Raw genomic sequence first — 17,696 nt, 5'->3', positions numbered from 1 at the left:
CGCAAGTAAAACCGATTATAAAGCATATTTGTGAGTGCTTAATTTAACATTAAAGACGTAACCATGACAGTAAGTAAAATTCTCAAGCAGATCATCGACAGTCAAACCACTAAAAATGTGGTCATTGGCCAGTTAGGTTTAGGTAGCATTACCAAACTTAAACAGCTGATAACTCTACTCGCTCACCATAAAGACAAGCAGCTTACGCTGAAGTTGTTTGTCGATATAAGCGATACCTCAGGTATCTTACTTGCTAATGAAGAGTTAACGACACTGCTATGTCCTCAGGGGAGCATTTCTTTAACCGCAATAGAAGGCTGTCAGCGAGTCATCGTTAGTAATTGCAAACTCACTATCGATTTTTATCTCGGCCAATACCTCACCCAACTGCAGGCTTTGCCTATGGTTAACGATGGTTTTGTCGACGGCTGGCACGTTACAAGTGATGCAGACCAAACTCAGTTAAGGCAAATACTGTTTTGGCAGCTAGCAAAATTAAGTAAAAATGATGCCCAGTTCAGCCTTGATGATACATTTACCGAAGTTTCTCAGCTAGAACTCTATACTCAGGCCGAGCAAGTGGGGCTTTATCGCTATGCTGACAACATTCCAGGAAATATACAGAGCGGCGATGAGATCTGTTTTCAAGAACGAGCCGCGATGCGTGCGCAGAGCCGAGCGTTGCAAGCCCCCTACCCAATCTGTTCTGCTGCTGTTACAACCCATGCAACATGCAGCAACCTAGGCATCGCCATTATTGGCGGCGGCGTCGCCAGCGCGTGTTTGGCTTTATCCTTAGCCGAGCGAGGACAGCAAGTCACACTTTTTTGTGAAGACCATGCCCTAGCGCAAGCCGCCTCTGGCAACAAGCAAGGGGCGATCTATCCGTTACTCACGCCAGATAACAACACCTTAAGCCAGTATTTTCAGCAGGCCTACCTGTTTAGCTTACAAAGACTCAAGAGCCTAGCAGCGCAAGGACACCCAATTGATTTTGACCTGTGCGGCGTAGTGCACACCGGGCATGATGAACGCAGCCGCAAGCGAGTGGCTAAGATTATTAATGGTCAAAACTGGCAGCCGAGCATCGCCCGGGCAATTACAGCCGAGCAGGCCTCTAGCATTGCTGGATTGAAGATTGATGATGGAGGTATTTTCTACCCTATGGGTGGCTGGGTGTCTCCACAAGACTTTACCCGAGCGGCATTTAATCAGGCTAAGGCGATTGCTGGTGCATCACTTAAACTCAATACACAAATAACCGATATTCACTACAAGGATGGTGGCTGGGAGCTAACTAGTAACACCGAACGCTTTGGCTCCTTTAAGGCGCTTATCCTTGCTAACGGTAAGTCGATAACTCAATTCCCGCAAACCCAATACCTACAGGCTACGGGATTTAGAGGTCAAGTCAGTCATGTGCCTTCTCGAGCTAAACTTTCAAAACTTAGCAGTGTTTTGTGCGCCCATGGCTATATGACACCGAGCAACAATACATTACATTGCCTAGGCGCAAGCTACGTTAAAAATGCGCCAAATACTGATTATTGCCCGAATGAGCAGGTCGAAAACTTACATAAAATTCAACATAGTTATGTTGGCCAAGAGTGGGTGGAAGACATTGATGTATCTGGCCATAGCGCTCGTGTTGGCGTACGTATGGTAACCCGCGATCATGCTCCTATGATGGGTCCCGCCCCCGATATCGACTCAATTATGACTCTATATCAAGATCATCAGTTAACACCGCAGAGCCGTAAATACTGGCAAAGCCATAATGCGCCAGTTCATCAAGGTCTGTATGTGCTGGGAGGATTAGGCTCGCGAGGCTTAAGCTCTGGGCCACTCGCCGCAGAATCGCTCGCAGCGCAGATTTGTGGCGATTTAATGCCTATTAGTCGTGATTTTGTGGCACTACTCAACCCTAATAGAATGTGGATGCGAAAACTACTCAAAGGCAAAGCGCTAGAGGTGGGTGTCGAGGTTTAGATCACAGCTTGTCTGCCTTCACACTCAAGTCTATAAACCCGAGTTATAAACCCCAAAAGCGCCTAATTGGCGCTTTGTTTTTCCCTTACGAGTTCTATTCGGCTCCTGCATTCATAAGAGCGTTCTTAAAATCATTCACCCAACTGCGGTAAACGGTTTTGACATCGCCCCAGTTAAACACTTGAGTATTTTGACTCCACTGATTAAACCCTTGCCCTCTGTCCGCAGCCTTGGCTAACACCTCACCGGTTTCTCCATCTTTAATCACCGCGAGTAACATCATAGAGCCTGAATTCTCTGTATACGTACGCCCCATCGAGCTGAAGCTTCTTCGACTGGACTCTAGAGGTGCACTGAGGCGAATGTCAGTAACCGCCGCTTCAATGACTAAGGTGTTAGGGCCCGGTTGGGCCACCAGCTCAAATGGTTGCTCACTGTTAAACACTTCTTTTACCGTTAGGCTAAACTGCTCTGACATTTTAGCCAGTGCTTCTTGAGGCAACTCATAAGTTGCATTGAGGCCATCGGCTCTTTTATCTATCTTAGGTGGTTGGTAATCGGCAGGATGATCATTGGTGACTTTAACTGGCTCAAAATAGAGCTTAGTGTAGTTAGCCCAGTTGACATCGGGCCGAGCATAAGAGAGGTCCAACTTAGAATGGTCGACTCTGACTAAACCCTCTTTGGTCATCTCTGCATCGGGCCCTTGTTGTAGGCTTGCGGGCTCAGAGCTGCAGGCTGTTAACCCTAGTATGCCCATAACTATGACTGCCTTTAAAAATCCGCCGCCCTTACACACATTTGTCATTCGAATCATTTTCATTCATCCCTTAATATTTAATCCGTTAGCTTCAAGCACCTGTTGAACAATTAGCCACTAATTTAGTTAGCATTAAATATGGATAGAAATACAGCGGGAGTCAATGAAGCCACTAAAACAATCAATTGGTTATGGAAAATGTATATCGCCTTGTTCAACGGCACCTACAATTTTAAACCTAAGCAATGATCACCTTGTGTTCGCTTAATGCGGGTAGGGATTTGAGTTGTCATAATAAAGTCTACAAAGTGTCAACTTATCTCAGGACGGGACAGACACTCAATATATAAAAAGCCACTCATTTGAGTGACTTTTATTGTCGCGATGACTGCGGTAATGACGCAGTATTGATAAGACCTTAAACACTCGCGGTTAATTTAGTGCCTTAAAATAGTGCTGCTGTTTAATATCCACTACTTCTAAAGTCACACTATTCACCGTTGAGGTTATTAGGGCGATAGCATCATAGACTCGCTCAAGCAGCATAGCTTTCTGCTCATCGCTGCGCCCAGGCATGATAGCAATATTAAGATGAATGAATTGAGCGCCCTCCTCTTCGCCAACCTGAAAGAAATCACAACGAAGGGCCCGCGTCTTTATCGTTTGCGGTTCAAATAACTCAGTTTCACTCAGGCCTCGGTGAATTGCACTGACTAGCGCTTCAATCGATAGCACTTCGGCTAGTGGGGCGGAATATTCAATCGTACAATGTGGCATATGCTGCTCTTCTCTTTACTGGTCATCTTTTGCTAATAAACTAATTCTAAAAGCTAATTCTAAAAGCTAATTTAAAAAACTAAGTCGTCTAAAAACTGATCCTAAAAATCAGTTGCTAGCACTCAGTGAATAAAAGCCTGCTGCTAGAACCTATGTTAGTCGCTACTGGGAATCCATCGTTAGGCGTGATAGCGACTCACTCAGACCAAACGGCGTATTCATTGCCATTGAGGTCGAGAAAATGGAATCGACGTCCACCGGGAAACGAGAAAATTGCTTGAGAAATCTGACCTCCTCCCTCTACCACTTTGGCCTGTGACTCTTCTAAATGACCAGAGTAGATCACAATCAAAGGGCTACCAGAGGCAGATGTAAAAGACTTGTCGCTGGCAAAGAAGCCCCCCGTGATGCCCACATCGACAAAGCAGCTATAATCTGGGCCGTAATCGATAAACTCCCAACCGAAAACTTGATTAAAAAAAGTCTTCGTCTTATCAATATCCTTCACCGGGATCTCAAGGTAGTTAATGCTATGGTGTTGGTTTTGCTGTTGCTGCATCTGTCACTCCTGTGATCATGGGGTCATTCCAACTCGCTATTGATTAAAACATATTCTGCTTTAGATAACAGCCCCAGAGTTTGTAGCGAATACGTGTCAATGACAGCAACAAAAAAGAGAGCCGAAGCTCTCTTTAATTTTATCAGTGTTAACACCTAAATTTCAGGCGAACATTACCCCTGAATAAGCGCCGCAGCTAGGCCTATTAAGCCACCAAAGACACCGCCCCACACCACTAACCAACCAAGGTGTTCACGGATCATCTCTTGCACGATTTCTTTAACAAGTTGCGGTGTTAACTCATCGAGTCTTTGAGTCACAATCTCTTCCACTTTTGCGCGCATATCCGCAATCATATTGGGTTGCTCTAGTTCGGCTTTTAGTAACTCATAAAAGTCTTCACTTTGGGCGATTTCACTCAAAGAGCTCTTCATTTTCTCAATAAAAGGTTCACGTAGCGGCGTTATGGCGTCAGAGCCACCAAACATAGCTAACATCCCGCCGAATGAGGATTGCTCAACGGTCGTCACCAAGGCATCAAATGCGGGCGATAAATCAATATTATCGATAACCGGTTGTAAGTTTAGTTGCTTTTCAATACCACCTTCACCCGATAAAAACCGGTCAATATTTTCTTCAGTAAAGAACTGTTTCATCATCAAGTTCGCGATAGCTTGTTTAAACTCTTCGAATCGAGATGGGATAACACCTGAGCCATATAAACCTGGCACCTTCTCAAACAACATATGAATAGCTAACCAGTTAGTCACCGCCCCAGATAGTGCAAAGAGTCCGACGGTCAGTACGATTGGTAAGGCAAACAAGTAACCTACAGCAACAAGAATGGCCGCAAGCAGATTAGTAATAACACTCTTATTCAAGCTAATTCCCCAAAGCAAGATTGAAAACGCGCTATGGTACCAATCAAGAAAGAGTGGAAGCAATAGACTTGTCACTTCACTTATAGGCTTGATCCGAATAGCGACGGTTAACGCCAGCATTATCGCAAAATGATTATCCGCTAGAGCTAAAGTCTCAGATTAACAACAGCCCAGCCCTAGAGCCTACTAGCCCCTCCACATAGCGAAGTAACAAATATTTTCACTAAAAACACCAGAAAGAATATAATACCAGCTTCATTTCCATGATAATGAACCTAAAATTAAAATAGGTGTATCAAGCTTGAGGCAAGCCTTACTGTCCAAGCAACAAACACTCTGCCACATTTAATTCGACGAAGGTCAGTATGTCTTTTATCTCAAAATTTCTTAAACCTGTACTCAACGGCTATCGACAACGCCCTAGATACCAGCGCCTGCTGCTCATAGTCTCTGCCATTTACTTGAGCTTTACCGCCGTTTTAGGCCTTTTGGTTCCCTACATTATTGTTAAGCAGGCACCTAAGCAATTATCAGAATTACTGCAGCGACCGGTAACATTAGAAAGAGTGAAAATTAACCCATTCACTCTTGAGGTTGCCGTTGATAACTTCGAGCTTCACGAAACGAACAACCAGCCCTTTGTCGGCTTTAAGCAACTCAGTTTTGAGTACCAATTTTGGAACTCGCTATTCAATACAGCATTTAGTGTTGCAGACGTCACCTTAGCGGCGCCTTCGATAAACGTTGAGCGAATAAAAGCACCTCAAAGCTTACGCTTTAATTTTTCAGATATTATCGACACATTAGCAAATCGCCCTAAAACAGAACAAAGTGAGCAGTCAACCGAGTCCAGTCGACTTCCTCATTTTATCGTCACTAACTTAGCGATTGTAAACGCCGATTTGAGTTTTATTGATCACGTGACCAATAGTCAATTGCACTATCCAGAGCTTAACCTCAATGTAAAATTTTTCGACTCGAATCATGTCATCAAATCGACACTGGAAAACTTAGGTGACAAGCAGCAAACTAACCACTATGCAATTCATGTGGTCGGGCGTAATGGCGGAGAAATAGCTACTCAGGGCCTAGTGCAACTGTCTCCCCTTAATATTGTCGGCGATGTGCAACTCACTAACATTCAACTGCCACAATTTTGGTCGTTCATCTCTGAGCAGTTTGCGCCAGTGTTGACCTCTGGGCGTTTGAGTCTATCGAGCAATTATCAGCTACAGATCCAAAATGATAAATTCGAAGTCACTACCGACCTTGGTCTAGTAAAACTCGACGAGCTTAATTTTGACTATCAAGAACAGTCGATTATTAACCTGCCTATGACCGCCCTTAAAGGAATAGCTTTCGATCTTCAGCAGCAAACGGTCACAGCTGAAACCTTAGATACTCACGGTTTAGTGCTTAACACCAAAATAAATAAAGACGGCATCGACCTTAGCAAGCTCTTTACGCCAATCAATGAAAAACCTGTGTTCACCCAGGCACAGGCTCCTAAGCCTAAGATAACTAAGCCAGAAATAACTAAGTCTGAGAAAAATAGCTCTGAGGCAACGAGCTCAGAGTCAATAGAACCAGCTGATACTAGAGTTGATACCAATATTGCTAAACAAGCCAATAACGATACTGCGAAAACGGCCAAGCAAAGTTGGACTGCTGTGCTTAAGGCTATCAAACTTAAGGATTATCAAGTCAACCTGACAGAGCAATTGGTGACTAAAAACACCCTTTGGCAGATAGATGATATTGACTTAACCACTGGCGCAATCGACGCTAGCCTTGCCAACCCCATCGACTATCAACTGTCGCTTAACGTCAACCAAGAGGGGATAGTTCAATCTAGCGGCAGCATAGATGCATTAAAGCAGTTAGTGAATGCCAAAGTCTCGGTAACCGAGTTTGCCCTGCCGCAAATACAGAGTTACCTGAAACCTTATGTGAATATCCAGCTCCAGCAAGGTGATTTCAATACTCAAGGCGAACTGGTTATCAATGCTAAAACCGAGCAGTTAAGCTATATCGGTAACTTAAGCGTTAACGATCTACTGATTAAAGATACTGTGCAGAAAAAAGAGTTACTCAAATGGAAAGCACTGGAAGTCAATCACCTAGAATTTGATAAGCAGGATAACCGCCTCGATATCGACCTAGTTACCCTTAACAAGCCCTATGGTCGTATCATTATCGCCAAAGATAAGAGCACCAACATCGGTGATTTAATTGTGGTACAAGCGACTTCTGACAAAAACAGGGCTAACACAAAAGCGGCCACCAAACAGGGGCAACAAAAAGCTGCGGTCACGGCCAGCGTGTCGACTCAACAAGCAGACAAAACAACGGAGAAATCTTTGGCGTTAACCATCAATCAAATTAGCTTTAATGATGGCTCAACCTTCTTCGCTGATAACTCATTAACACCTAATTTTGCCGCCAGTATCGAGCATTTAGACGGTAAGGTAAGCAAACTATCTTCAAGCAGTAACCAAACTGCATCGGTGGATCTTAAGGGTAAAATCGATCGCTACGCGCCTGTCACCCTAAAAGGCGATATCAATCCCTTGCTGGAGCAGCCTTACTTAGACTTAGCCCTTAGCTTTAAACATGTCGAGCTCACATCTGTTAATCCTTATTCAGGCACCTACGCAGGTTATTACATAGATAAAGGCCTATTATCGTTAGATCTCAACTATAAACTCGATAACAACCAACTTGTTGGTGATAACCATTTAATCGTCGACCAGCTAAAACTGGGTAAACCTAGCGACAGCAGCCTAGCCACCACCTTACCTGTCACCTTAGCCATTGCTCTATTGCAAGACAGACATGGCGTGATTGATTTAGGTCTGCAGGTCTCTGGCGATATTGACGACCCAAGCTTTAGCATCGGCAGCATAGTGATGACAGCCTTTACCAACGTGATCACCAAGGTGGTAACCGCTCCGTTTACCCTGCTCGCTAATTTACTTGGCGCCGATGAAGGCGAATTAGACAAGATCAATTTTGCGCCGGGTATTGCGTCTCTGGATGCAAAAGAGCAAGAAACCTTAGATAAATTAGCTAAAGGACTGAGTGACAGACCTATGCTAACCCTCAATGTTGAAGGCGGCGTTAATATGCTTGAAGACAGTCAAGCCCTCAGTGAGCAGCAACTTAAGAGTAAACTCGCTCAAACAGCCAAGCTTGATATCACAAGTGTCCCAGCGGATCTTTCGCCAAGCAGCTTTCCAACATCTGGGCCGCTATCTGATGCACTCATTAAACTCTATGAAACTGAACTGGGTAGCTCGGCTCAAGCGGTGAAAGACAAGATAGAGGCTGAGCATCAAGGTGAAGACAAGCTTAATGATGAGCAACTATCTCAGCGCTGGCACATTGCCCTTTATAACTTTACCTTAGGAGCACAACGTGTAGCCGAAGAAACTCTCGGAGAGCTTGCACAAACACGTGCCACGGCAGTCAAAACCTACTTAATTGAGAACAGGAATATCGCACCAGAAAGAATATTTCTGCTCGATAGCCGAGTGGAACTCAACACCGGAGCAAGCCAAGCATTATTAAGCTTATCTGCCAAGTAAAACTGAAATCCAATCTTGATTAGGCACACTCATTTTAGTGTGCCTATCGAGCTCAGCTTCAACGATGAATTTAGCTTTCGCTTTAATAAACATGGATCCGTTAAGGTCAATGTACGAGTTAAGCATTGCTCTCGATACACACAAAAATCATTTGTCATACAGCCACAAACGCTCAAAGGACTGAATATATGAAACTCGCTCTACTGAGTGATCCCAATACTGAAAATGGCCAAGCGGCGATCAATGCACTACTCCAATCACTCGTTAGTATCAAAAGCCAGTCTCCGCTAAAAGTTGGCTATATCGCATCACAACCGGATCCGCAAAGAGAATACTTTCAACAGACCAAAATGCTATATAAAACGTGTGGTGCAGAGCTCAGCGTCTACCTCGAATTGGAAGCTGGCTTTTCACAACATGCGCTAGACCAGTTGCTAGACTGTGACGCCATTCAGCTGTCTGGGGGCGACACCTACCGTTTCTTAAAAGCACTAAAATCCAGAAAGCTACTGCCGGTTTTGCGCCAATATGCCATAAATGGTGGCGCTCTAGTCGGCGTGAGTGCTGGCGCGATGATAATGACACCATCGATAGCCAGCGCCAGCCTTTGCGGCGATATCAATAACTGCGAACTCGAAGACTTAAACGCACTTAATTTAGTGGATTTTTTATTTGCCCCTCACATTGAGCTTCACGTTAGCCAAGAGCAGCCACTGAGCGAGCCTTTTCAACAGCAGCTTGCAAGATTTAGCCAGCAGATCTGCCTATGTCCAGACGATGCAGCACTCTTGTCTATAGACAAGGAACTAAAGCAACTGGGTCAATGTCATTGGCACTTGCTGTGAAAATGAAACTCATTTTTTAATCAATACTTTCAACCCTGTAACGCTTGAGTTAAAATCTGCGCGAGTATCAATATATCAGAGGTAGTTAATGTTTATCATTCGTTGGGTATTAGGCCGTATCATTTTGTTTTTAAACTTTGTTTTTGCGCCTAAAAAACTAAAGCGTCCACAAGAAGAACAACAAAAAATCGACAGCGCAACCAGCAGCATGACTATTTACGAATATAAGGCTTGCCCATTTTGCGTCAAAGTTCGCCGCTCACTGCGTCGCCAAGGCTTAAATATCGTCACGCTCGATGCCAAGCAAGAGCCACACAAGACCACTTTGCTAAACGAAGGTGGAAAGCTACAGGTTCCTTGCATGAAGATTGAAGAAAATGGTCAGTCGACTTGGATGTATGAGTCATCAGAGATCATCAGCTTTCTCGATAAGAAATTTGCTTAACCAGTAAACCTCATATCTTGTCCTAATCGGTGTCAACAGTTCTCAAGAAAGGACAGTGAGCTAAAAGCAAAAGGCAGCATATATATGCTGCCTTTTTCATATCAATTTCTCGCTATCTCGCTCAGCCTACTTCTGCGCTAACAGCTTTAATTAATAAGCACAAAGCCTATCTAGCATTAGTTGGCGCAGTCAATGTAGCCTTACCGAGAAGATGTTGATAGATATTGTATCCCGCCAATGCCGCCGTTGCGTTATCTGGCAACTCAATATGAGCGACATCCAGTGCATAAACGGTGATCTGATAATTGTGTGGCGCAGAACCTGCTGGCGGACAGGCGCCGCCAAATCCCTTAAAGCCAAAATCATTATTGACCATACTCGCCCCCTCTGGAAGATTCGCCCCTCCTTTTACCCCCGAGTTTGCAGGCAAGCCTTGGGTGTTAGCGGGTAAATTAACAACCAGCCAATGCCACCAGCCACTGCCTGTTGGTGCATCTGGGTCGTACATGGTCACAGCAAAACTTTTCGAGCCTATAGGGATCTCACTCCAACTGAGTTCAGGAGAACTATTTTCCCCGCTACAGCCCCATTGATTAAATATCTGGGCTTTCTTGAGCGTCTTGCCTTCGCTGATATCAATACTGTTAAGCTCTATGGCCTGGCTTGGGAATACCAGCAAGCAAAACAGTGCCAGTAACAGGGTTTGATTGAGCCTCATAGATTTACCTACCTTTATCAATTTGATATGACTAGTTCACAGCTCAATAAGCATAGTCGAAAATCTGACTATTTTAAGTTCAGATGCCGTGACTTAGATTTTCGGCTTTAGATACTTAGATTTCAGAGTAAACTGATAAATATGGTGATGCTTCTGATACTAGGTGCACAAAATAGTTATTATTTGACGGGAATAAGTCTGTGTATTATAGCTTTAGGTAGGATGAATCTAGATACTCAAGGATGGAGTAATCAATTTGAAATGTTCAAAAAAAGATTTCTGCCCGTATCCCTGCAATAGCAGACTTCCTCGACAATTCGACTCCTATATATCCTTAGGTATAGAAAAGGTAATGGAAGCCAACGCCTTACCTAATGATATCGGCTCAAAAATTTCCTCAACACTCATCGAAAACTTAGATGCGGCCAACTTCTGTGACCATGTTCATCGACATTTTACCAATGTACCGCCCACGAGAGAACGAGTACTCGATCGCCTTATCGTCCATAAATTTGAAGATTACTATACTCAAATTGTTGAAGTCATTTCAGAAAAAAAACATAAAGCCCGTCGCATAGGCGATCTATTTGATGTTATTCCCAGAGGAGAATGTCTCGATCTATTCTTAGATTTAATAAAGGAACACTGTATGGGTACAGAACAAATTAAAAAGTTCTCCCAAGACATTGAATTGTTGACTCTAATCTTTTCCACTAAGGCAGGCATAGAGTGGGATCGGTTATACGCCAGCAATGAATATGAAATCTGCATGACAGAGCTTTTTTCAACAATCTTCCACCGCCTTACAGACCGAAGCGTGCCGATCCCTGCGCTAAATACCAAGTTAAATGATAAATACCAAGCCGAGCGCATCAACAAACTACTACGCCATATGAGTAAATTATGGCTGAACCAACATAGCGACTACTCAATATAGAAACTTTACCTACAACAAGTTATTTTGAGTAGATTACTCATCATCCAGCCTCATCGCCTCTTTGATTTCATCACTGTTGAAGCCCTTACGTGATAAATAGGCATAGGCTTTCGACTTATCTTTATAATCCGATAAGTCATAGCGCTTCTTAGCTAGTTCAACTTTACAGCTTTGATAAAAATCAACATCTCCAGCAAGCGTCAATTGGTACAGGGTGTCTTCAAAATCGCTTAAATCAATCAGTCGCTGCTTAAGCTCCTGTTGAATAAGGGTTTGACCTTTTCCCTTGCTATATAACTTAATAATTTCGGTGCTTAAGTCCGCTTTGTCAGCTTTAACGGCCATTTTACTGCGCAAAGTTTCACGCATCGGATGCGCTGCTAATGCGTGATCAATTTCTACTCGAGAAAAGCCTTTTGCCGTCATTTGTGCATACACCTTCTCTTTATTGGTGCCATAAAAGTTATCAAATCTGCTGAGCAGCCTAGATGTTGCCATCTCATAACCATCGACATTTTGCTCATCAGTTACCCGCTCTATTGCGCTATCAATATCTGTAAGGGATACGCCTCGCTGTTGTAGTTTGCGCCTTATTGCCCCAGCACCGAGTTCATGACTAAAAGCTAGCTCGCAATAACGCACGGCAAAGTCAAAATCATTTTTTAGGTAGCCCCCCTCGATGAGTCTAGCAAGGACGGTATCGATCCATTCTTGGTTTTCGGTTTTACGTTCGAGTTTGGTGCGAATTTCATTAATAGTGAAATCCTGCTGGCTCAAATGCCAATAAGCACTATTAAACACATTATCGATGGTTTTGGCTTGACGTAATGGTGGGCGCTGCATAACGAATTGAACTTAAATTAAAAAGTGACCAAAGCCAGTGTAGCAGAAGCCTGCATTCTTGAGGAGCCCAGGTTAGAAGTGGTAAGCCGAGTTAGCAGCTATATGCGAGCGCCTCAAGCACTTTCAGATCGGGCCTAAAAAGCTAAAGCCGGTAAACCGAGTGGATAGCCTGCTCGGTTATACTCGACGATAGTGAGCTTAGCTTGTCTTATTAATCATGCCTTTGAGCACGATTTCGTGATAACTCACCAGTCCTGCAATTCTCCCCTCTTCAACCACTGGCGCCTTTGTAATACCGAACCTATCAAATAAGCGCGCACTGTATCGTACATCCATACTCCCTGGCACACATAGCACGGGCTTAACCATGATCTCATAGACATTGACTCGCTCAGGCGATCTGTCTTGTGCCAATACTTTTTTGGCAATGTCACTCATTAGTACCATGCCATACTCGTCATCATCATGGCGCTTGTTCACGAATAACACGTTAACCTTGTTTTTCACCGCGTGTTCAATCGCTTCAGCCACGGTTTGCAACCCATCGATCATGGCATAATCTTGACTCATGACATCATGATTTCTGACTAGCTTTTCGTTCTTCATATTTGATCCTCAATATCATGGCTTAGCTTTTGTACCTGATGAGCGACTCCGACGGCGTCCTCCACATCAATTTGAATGGCGATGCCTTTGCCCGAGTCACGATCAAACTCACCGACTTCACTGACCGTTTCTAAAATAGTTCGGCATAGATGCTCTTCAACCAGCAGCAACACTACATCTCGCTGAACATCTAACGACAAACCCATGAATGTCTTTTGCTGCTTAAGACCTTCACCACGAGCATGGTTAATCACTGTGGCGCCAGTAGCGCCTTTACTACGAGCCGCATCTAAGATCGCATCGGTACAGGCATCATCAATAAACACTAGAATCAATTTAAAGCGCATTATCTCGCTCCTTTTGGGTTCTGTTCTTAAATTCCACTAACTGGGCATAGCCCATCACAGTGATCATTGGAAACAAACTAGCAAAGGCTATCAGGCCAAAGCCATCAATAAGCGGGTTTCGTCCCTCGACATTGGTTGCTAAACCTAAGCCTAACGCAGCCACTAACGGCACGGTTACGGTAGAGGTGGTCACACCGCCCGAATCATAGGCAAGCGGGACAATCATTTTGGGGGCATAAAAGGTCTGGATCACCACCAGCACATAACCAGCCATAATGTAGTAATGAATAGGATCCCCCACCACAATACGGAAACACCCTAGCGCAATACCGAAGGCAACCCCAATTGCCACTGATATACGCAAGCCTTGAATGCCTATGGTGCCACCGGATACTTGGTTAGCCTTTATCGCAACCGCGATAAGTGATGGCTCTGCAATCGTGGTACTAAAGCCTATCGCCGCGGCGAAGATATAAACCCAATAATAGTCCTGCCAAGCGTTGACGGTATTTTGCAAATCCCCTTCATGGATAAACTCATGGGAGGTCAGTTGCTCAGCCATACTCTCACCGATGGGAAACAGGGCCATCTCAAGGCCTACTAAGAAGAAGCTGAGCCCTAAAATCACATAAACAAAGCCAGCGGCAACCCGGCGCCAATTCGCCACGGGCCTTTTAAGCACCCCGAGCTGAAAGCCAAATAAGATAATCGCAATGGGTACCACATCACGTATGGTTACCAGTAGAGTATCAAGCACTTGCTCAAGCAGTTCCATCAGAGCACCACCATTCCGTAAATTAGTACAAAAATCATCGGCATTAAGCTGGTAAAGGCAATTAAGCCAAAACCATCAAGCATAGGATTGCGCCCCTTAATCACAGAGGCTAAACCTACACCGAGCGCTGTCACTAGTGGCACGGTAATCGTCGATGTCGTCACCCCGCCTGAGTCATAGGCAATACCGATAATATTTTCAGGAGCAAATGAGGTCAGCACCATGACGATGATGTAACCCGAGATAATGAGATAGTGGATGGGCCAACCTTTTAAGATCCGCACCACCCCGAGCAAAATAGCGAGGCCAACCGATAACGCCACAGTTAACCTTAGCCCCATGGCGTAGCTATCCATCGCTTCCTCTGAGGTTTTTATTGCTCCAGCCTCAGCCGCCACTTCTGCAGCCTCATTAGCAACAGCGGTTAAAGCGGGTTCGGCTAATGTCGTGCCAAAGCCCAATGAAAATGAAAAAACCACCAACCAGAAAACGCTGCCTTTACGAGCCAACGCTTGAGCAAGCGACTCACCGATAGGAAACAATCCCATTTCGAGACCGAAAACAAAAAAGGTTAAACCGACTACGATGAAGACAAGGCCAATTAGAATCGAAAACAGATTCTCCGGCGCTTGCTGTAGGACGAATATTTCGAAAAAGCAGACCACTAATATAATAGGGATCAGATCCTTGAAACTATTGAACAGTGCTTTTAACAGCTGATTGATTGAAGCCATACTCATTCCTTTTGGGCCACATTTTTAGTGTGCCAAAATCAGCATGGATCACAACAAATAACTAACAATCACCACAACAAGTTTGAGCTGGATCAAATATCACCTATATCGTCGCAATCGTTAAACTGTTAGGCAGTAAAAGCATACAAATGCTTACATTATGATCAACTATACATACATTAAGAACTGGCCCGCTTCCTCAAGAGTGTCTAATTAACGCACGAGCCAATCATTTAACCGTCAAATAGACACAAACGCTCAAAGTCTATAAAGCCAGTTTTTAGCAAAATCCACTCAAAAAACACTAAAACTTCTCCATAAAGATAAAATCCAAGGAAAATAATCACTCAATTAGTGAAAATCATTCAAAAGTAGAAATATTCGATTGACAGCTTTCACCCGCAAATGTTTTTATATAGTCATTGAAACAAACAAGATGAATTTTAAATGACACAGTTAACAACTTTCCAAAACATTAATTGGTGGTGGCACTTCCCAAATTAGCGGGTGGTGTGGAACTGTGTGCTCAGAAAACTGAGACAAGATTCAACAAGAAAGCCCGCATACACTGCGGGCTTTCTTGTATCTAAGCGAAAATAAATCGGCAAGAAGAGAGAAAACCCAGAGCAGCAGGCTTAAAGATAAAGTGAGATAAAATAATGAATAATGCGTTACCCTACAAGGCAGGAGCATAAGCATGACAACCGACACTATCGCTAAAGTCGTCACTCAAAAAGAGGCGTTGGCGTATCATGAAGATCCGCTTAGCTTATACCAGCATGTGACCCAGAACGCCCCTCACACTATGCTGCTGGAATCTGCTGAAATTGATAGCAAGGACCACTTAAAGAGTATCGTGCTGACTCACGCAGCCATGCAGATCCGCTGTGACGGTTACCAACTTCAATTTAACGCATTAACAGATAATGGTAAGACTCTGCTCTCACCAATAAAGTCCTTCTTCGAAAAAGATTTTCCGACCACGGAAATAAACCACTGTGATGAGTCAAGCTTAAGCCTTACCCTGCAAAAAGAGTCTAACCAACTCGATGAGGATGCGCGTTTAAAGTCAACCTCTCCGCTTGATGGCTTAAGAATGTTGGTTAAGCATATCCGCTGCGATGAAAGCCCCGAGTTTGAAGATCTGTTTTTAGGCGGCGTGCTCTCTTATGATTTGATTGATACCGTTGAGCCACTGCCAAGCGTGCCTGAAGGTGATAACACCTGCCCTGATTACCTGTTTTATCTCGCCGAAACGTTAATCCTAGTGGATCATCAGCAGCAAAGCGCTGAAATCGTCACTCACCAATTTGTTCAGCCAGTCCAAAGCGCTGTCGATTGCATTACAAACTCACTCGCTCAGCGTATGACTGAGCTACAGCAAGCTTGCCAGTCATTGGCTCCCATTGCCGAGTTACAAGCCGTTGAAGCTGAAACGCAAGTGAATATCTCAGACAGCGACTTTAAAGACACAGTCAATGGCCTTAAAGAGCACATCATCGCAGGTGATATTTTCCAGGTAGTGCCATCACGCAGTTTTAGCCTGCCTTGCCCCAATACATTAGGCGCCTACCGCGCATTAAGACTGACCAACCCAAGCCCTTACATGTTCTACTTTCGCGGCGATGACTTCACCCTGTTTGGCGCCTCACCAGAGAGCGCGCTCAAGTATGAGGCCGCAAGCAACCAAGTCGAGATCTACCCGATTGCCGGAACGCGAAAGCGCGGCAAAACTGCCAGCGGTGAAATCGATTTCGATCTCGATAGCCGTAACGAGCTTGAGCTTCGCTTAGACAAGAAAGAGTTGTCCGAACATATCATGCTTGTAGACTTGGCTCGTAACGATATCGCCCGCATCAGCCAAAGTGGTACCCGCAAAGTGCCAGAGTTATTAAAAGTCGATAGATACAGCCATGTTATGCATCTCGTTAGCCGAGTCACTGGCCAGCTTAGAACCGATTTAGATGCACTGCATGCCTACCAAGCTTGCATGAATATGGGCACTTTAACTGGCGCCCCAAAAGTGAGCGCGGCGCAGCTTATTCGCGGTGCAGAGAAAACCCGTCGCGGCAGCTACGGTGGCGCTGTCGGCTACTTAAATGGCCTAGGTGACATGGATACCTGCATTGTTATCCGCTCTGCCTTTGTCAAAGATGGCACAGCCTTTATTCAAGCAGGCGCTGGCGTGGTGTACGACTCAGACCCACAAGCCGAAGCCGATGAAACGCGCCAAAAGGCACAAGCCGTTATTTCAGCTATAAAAATGGGAGGTGGACTATGAAAATCTATCTACTCGATAACTTCGACTCATTCACCTACAACTTAGTGGATCAGTTTAGAAGCTTAGGCTATGAAGTAGTCATTTATCGTAACGACGTCGACGCTGACTTTATCGCCAGTAAACTATTAAACGAAACAACACCCGCCGCACTTGTACTGTCGCCAGGTCCCGGAGCACCTCACGAAGCAGGCTCATTAATGGCTCTGATTGAGTGTGTTGCAGGCAAAGTACCAATGCTGGGTATTTGCCTTGGGCACCAAGCCTTAGTTGAGCATTACGGCGGTAAAGTTGAGCGTGCAGCTCAAGTGGTACACGGCAAAGCGAGTCCGACATTTCATAACGGCCAAGATATCTTTAGCGGTTTACCCTCGCCGCTTCCCGTTGCCCGTTATCACAGCCTTGTGGCAACCAAAGTGCCGGATTGCTTAGACGTTATCGCCACTACAGAAGAGATGCCAATGGCGGTTATTCACCGCGAAGATATAGCGGTGGGTTTTCAGTTCCATCCGGAATCAATTTTAACCACTTTAGGCAGCCAGTTATTGGTACAGAGCTTAGATTACCTCGCCAGTGCTTTAGCACAAGATAGCCAAGACAACATCAAAGGATAAG

At 44.6% G+C, this 17,696-nt stretch carries 17 protein-coding genes; 7 read left to right on the top strand and 10 right to left on the bottom strand.

Annotated elements, in window-relative coordinates:
- Positions 1-63 precede the first annotated feature (63 nt).
- Positions 64-1,989 carry an FAD-dependent 5-carboxymethylaminomethyl-2-thiouridine(34) oxidoreductase MnmC1 gene (gene mnmC1, locus SPEA_RS08445; RefSeq protein WP_012154854.1) on the top strand — a complete coding sequence of 642 codons (1,926 nt, stop codon included), beginning with the start codon at positions 64-66 and terminating at the stop codon, positions 1,987-1,989.
- A 94-nt stretch (positions 1,990-2,083) separates the two neighbouring features.
- Here the strand turns inward: mnmC1 and SPEA_RS08440 are convergent, their stop codons facing one another.
- The 4 genes from SPEA_RS08440 to SPEA_RS08425 form a co-directional block, all read right to left on the bottom strand.
- Positions 2,084-2,806, bottom strand: coding sequence for a DUF3313 domain-containing protein (locus tag SPEA_RS08440; protein ID WP_012154853.1), 723 nt, complete (start codon positions 2,804-2,806; stop codon positions 2,084-2,086).
- Positions 2,807-3,181: 375 nt separating this feature from the next.
- Positions 3,182-3,526: a 5-carboxymethyl-2-hydroxymuconate Delta-isomerase gene (locus SPEA_RS08435; RefSeq protein WP_012154852.1), complete on the bottom strand. Its 345-nt coding sequence runs from the start codon at positions 3,524-3,526 to the stop codon at positions 3,182-3,184.
- A gap of 196 nt (positions 3,527-3,722) precedes the next feature.
- Complete coding sequence (locus SPEA_RS08430) at positions 3,723-4,085, bottom strand: VOC family protein (RefSeq protein WP_012154851.1); 363 nt, start codon at positions 4,083-4,085, stop codon at positions 3,723-3,725.
- Between the two features lie 173 nt (positions 4,086-4,258).
- Positions 4,259-4,966 carry a DUF445 domain-containing protein gene (locus SPEA_RS08425; RefSeq protein ID WP_012154850.1) on the bottom strand — a complete coding sequence of 236 codons (708 nt, stop codon included), beginning with the start codon at positions 4,964-4,966 and terminating at the stop codon, positions 4,259-4,261.
- 365 nt (positions 4,967-5,331) lie between these two features.
- On the opposite strand from SPEA_RS08425, the gene SPEA_RS08420 reads away from it, so the two are divergent.
- From SPEA_RS08420 to SPEA_RS08410, 3 genes are all read left to right on the top strand, one after another.
- A complete protein-coding gene (locus tag SPEA_RS08420) occupies positions 5,332-8,553 on the top strand; it encodes a DUF748 domain-containing protein (protein ID WP_012154849.1) in 3,222 nt (1,073 codons plus the stop codon).
- A gap of 188 nt (positions 8,554-8,741) precedes the next feature.
- Positions 8,742-9,398, top strand: coding sequence for a Type 1 glutamine amidotransferase-like domain-containing protein (locus SPEA_RS08415; RefSeq protein WP_012154848.1), 657 nt, complete (start codon positions 8,742-8,744; stop codon positions 9,396-9,398).
- Between the two features lie 88 nt (positions 9,399-9,486).
- The gene (locus SPEA_RS08410; RefSeq protein ID WP_012154847.1) at positions 9,487-9,843 is read left to right on the top strand and encodes a glutathione S-transferase N-terminal domain-containing protein; all 357 of its coding nucleotides are present in this window, start codon (positions 9,487-9,489) and stop codon (positions 9,841-9,843) included.
- A gap of 166 nt (positions 9,844-10,009) precedes the next feature.
- Here the strand turns inward: SPEA_RS08410 and SPEA_RS08405 are convergent, their stop codons facing one another.
- On the bottom strand, positions 10,010-10,561 hold the full coding sequence (locus SPEA_RS08405; RefSeq protein WP_012154846.1) for a YbhB/YbcL family Raf kinase inhibitor-like protein: 552 nt from the start codon (positions 10,559-10,561) through the stop codon (positions 10,010-10,012).
- A gap of 352 nt (positions 10,562-10,913) precedes the next feature.
- Between SPEA_RS08405 and SPEA_RS08400 the strand changes: the two genes are divergently transcribed.
- On the top strand, positions 10,914-11,498 hold the full coding sequence (locus tag SPEA_RS08400; protein WP_012154845.1) for a hypothetical protein: 585 nt from the start codon (positions 10,914-10,916) through the stop codon (positions 11,496-11,498).
- A 33-nt stretch (positions 11,499-11,531) separates the two neighbouring features.
- On the opposite strand, the gene SPEA_RS08395 is transcribed toward SPEA_RS08400, so the two are convergent.
- The 5 genes from SPEA_RS08395 to SPEA_RS08375 form a co-directional block, all read right to left on the bottom strand.
- Positions 11,532-12,341 carry a RecX family transcriptional regulator gene (locus tag SPEA_RS08395; protein WP_012154844.1) on the bottom strand — a complete coding sequence of 270 codons (810 nt, stop codon included), beginning with the start codon at positions 12,339-12,341 and terminating at the stop codon, positions 11,532-11,534.
- 198 nt (positions 12,342-12,539) lie between these two features.
- A complete protein-coding gene (locus SPEA_RS08390) occupies positions 12,540-12,947 on the bottom strand; it encodes a CBS domain-containing protein (RefSeq protein ID WP_012154843.1) in 408 nt (135 codons plus the stop codon).
- A complete protein-coding gene (locus SPEA_RS08385; RefSeq protein WP_012154842.1) occupies positions 12,944-13,294 on the bottom strand; it encodes a P-II family nitrogen regulator in 351 nt (116 codons plus the stop codon). Before SPEA_RS08385 ends, SPEA_RS08390 begins: the two co-directional genes overlap by 4 nt.
- Positions 13,284-14,069, bottom strand: a complete 786-nt coding sequence (locus tag SPEA_RS08380) for a DUF1538 domain-containing protein (protein ID WP_012154841.1) — start codon at positions 14,067-14,069, stop codon at positions 13,284-13,286. The genes SPEA_RS08385 and SPEA_RS08380 overlap by 11 nt, the downstream gene beginning before the upstream one ends.
- Positions 14,069-14,803, bottom strand: a complete 735-nt coding sequence (locus SPEA_RS08375) for a DUF1538 domain-containing protein (protein ID WP_012154840.1) — start codon at positions 14,801-14,803, stop codon at positions 14,069-14,071. The genes SPEA_RS08380 and SPEA_RS08375 overlap by 1 nt, the downstream gene beginning before the upstream one ends.
- Positions 14,804-15,500: 697 nt before the next feature.
- Here SPEA_RS08375 and SPEA_RS08370 point away from each other — a divergent pair.
- Together SPEA_RS08370 and SPEA_RS08365 are read left to right on the top strand one after the other, a co-directional pair.
- Positions 15,501-17,084, top strand: a complete 1,584-nt coding sequence (locus tag SPEA_RS08370) for an anthranilate synthase component 1 (RefSeq protein ID WP_012154839.1) — start codon at positions 15,501-15,503, stop codon at positions 17,082-17,084.
- Positions 17,081-17,695 carry an aminodeoxychorismate/anthranilate synthase component II gene (locus tag SPEA_RS08365; RefSeq protein ID WP_012154838.1) on the top strand — a complete coding sequence of 205 codons (615 nt, stop codon included), beginning with the start codon at positions 17,081-17,083 and terminating at the stop codon, positions 17,693-17,695. The genes SPEA_RS08370 and SPEA_RS08365 overlap by 4 nt, the downstream gene beginning before the upstream one ends.
- Position 17,696 lies beyond the last annotated feature (1 nt).

It is taken from the genome of Shewanella pealeana ATCC 700345 (assembly GCF_000018285.1).
GTDB classification, from domain to species: domain Bacteria; phylum Pseudomonadota; class Gammaproteobacteria; order Enterobacterales; family Shewanellaceae; genus Shewanella; species Shewanella pealeana.
Note: the sequence above shows the minus strand (reverse complement) of the source record. Positions and strands in the feature narration are given on the sequence as shown.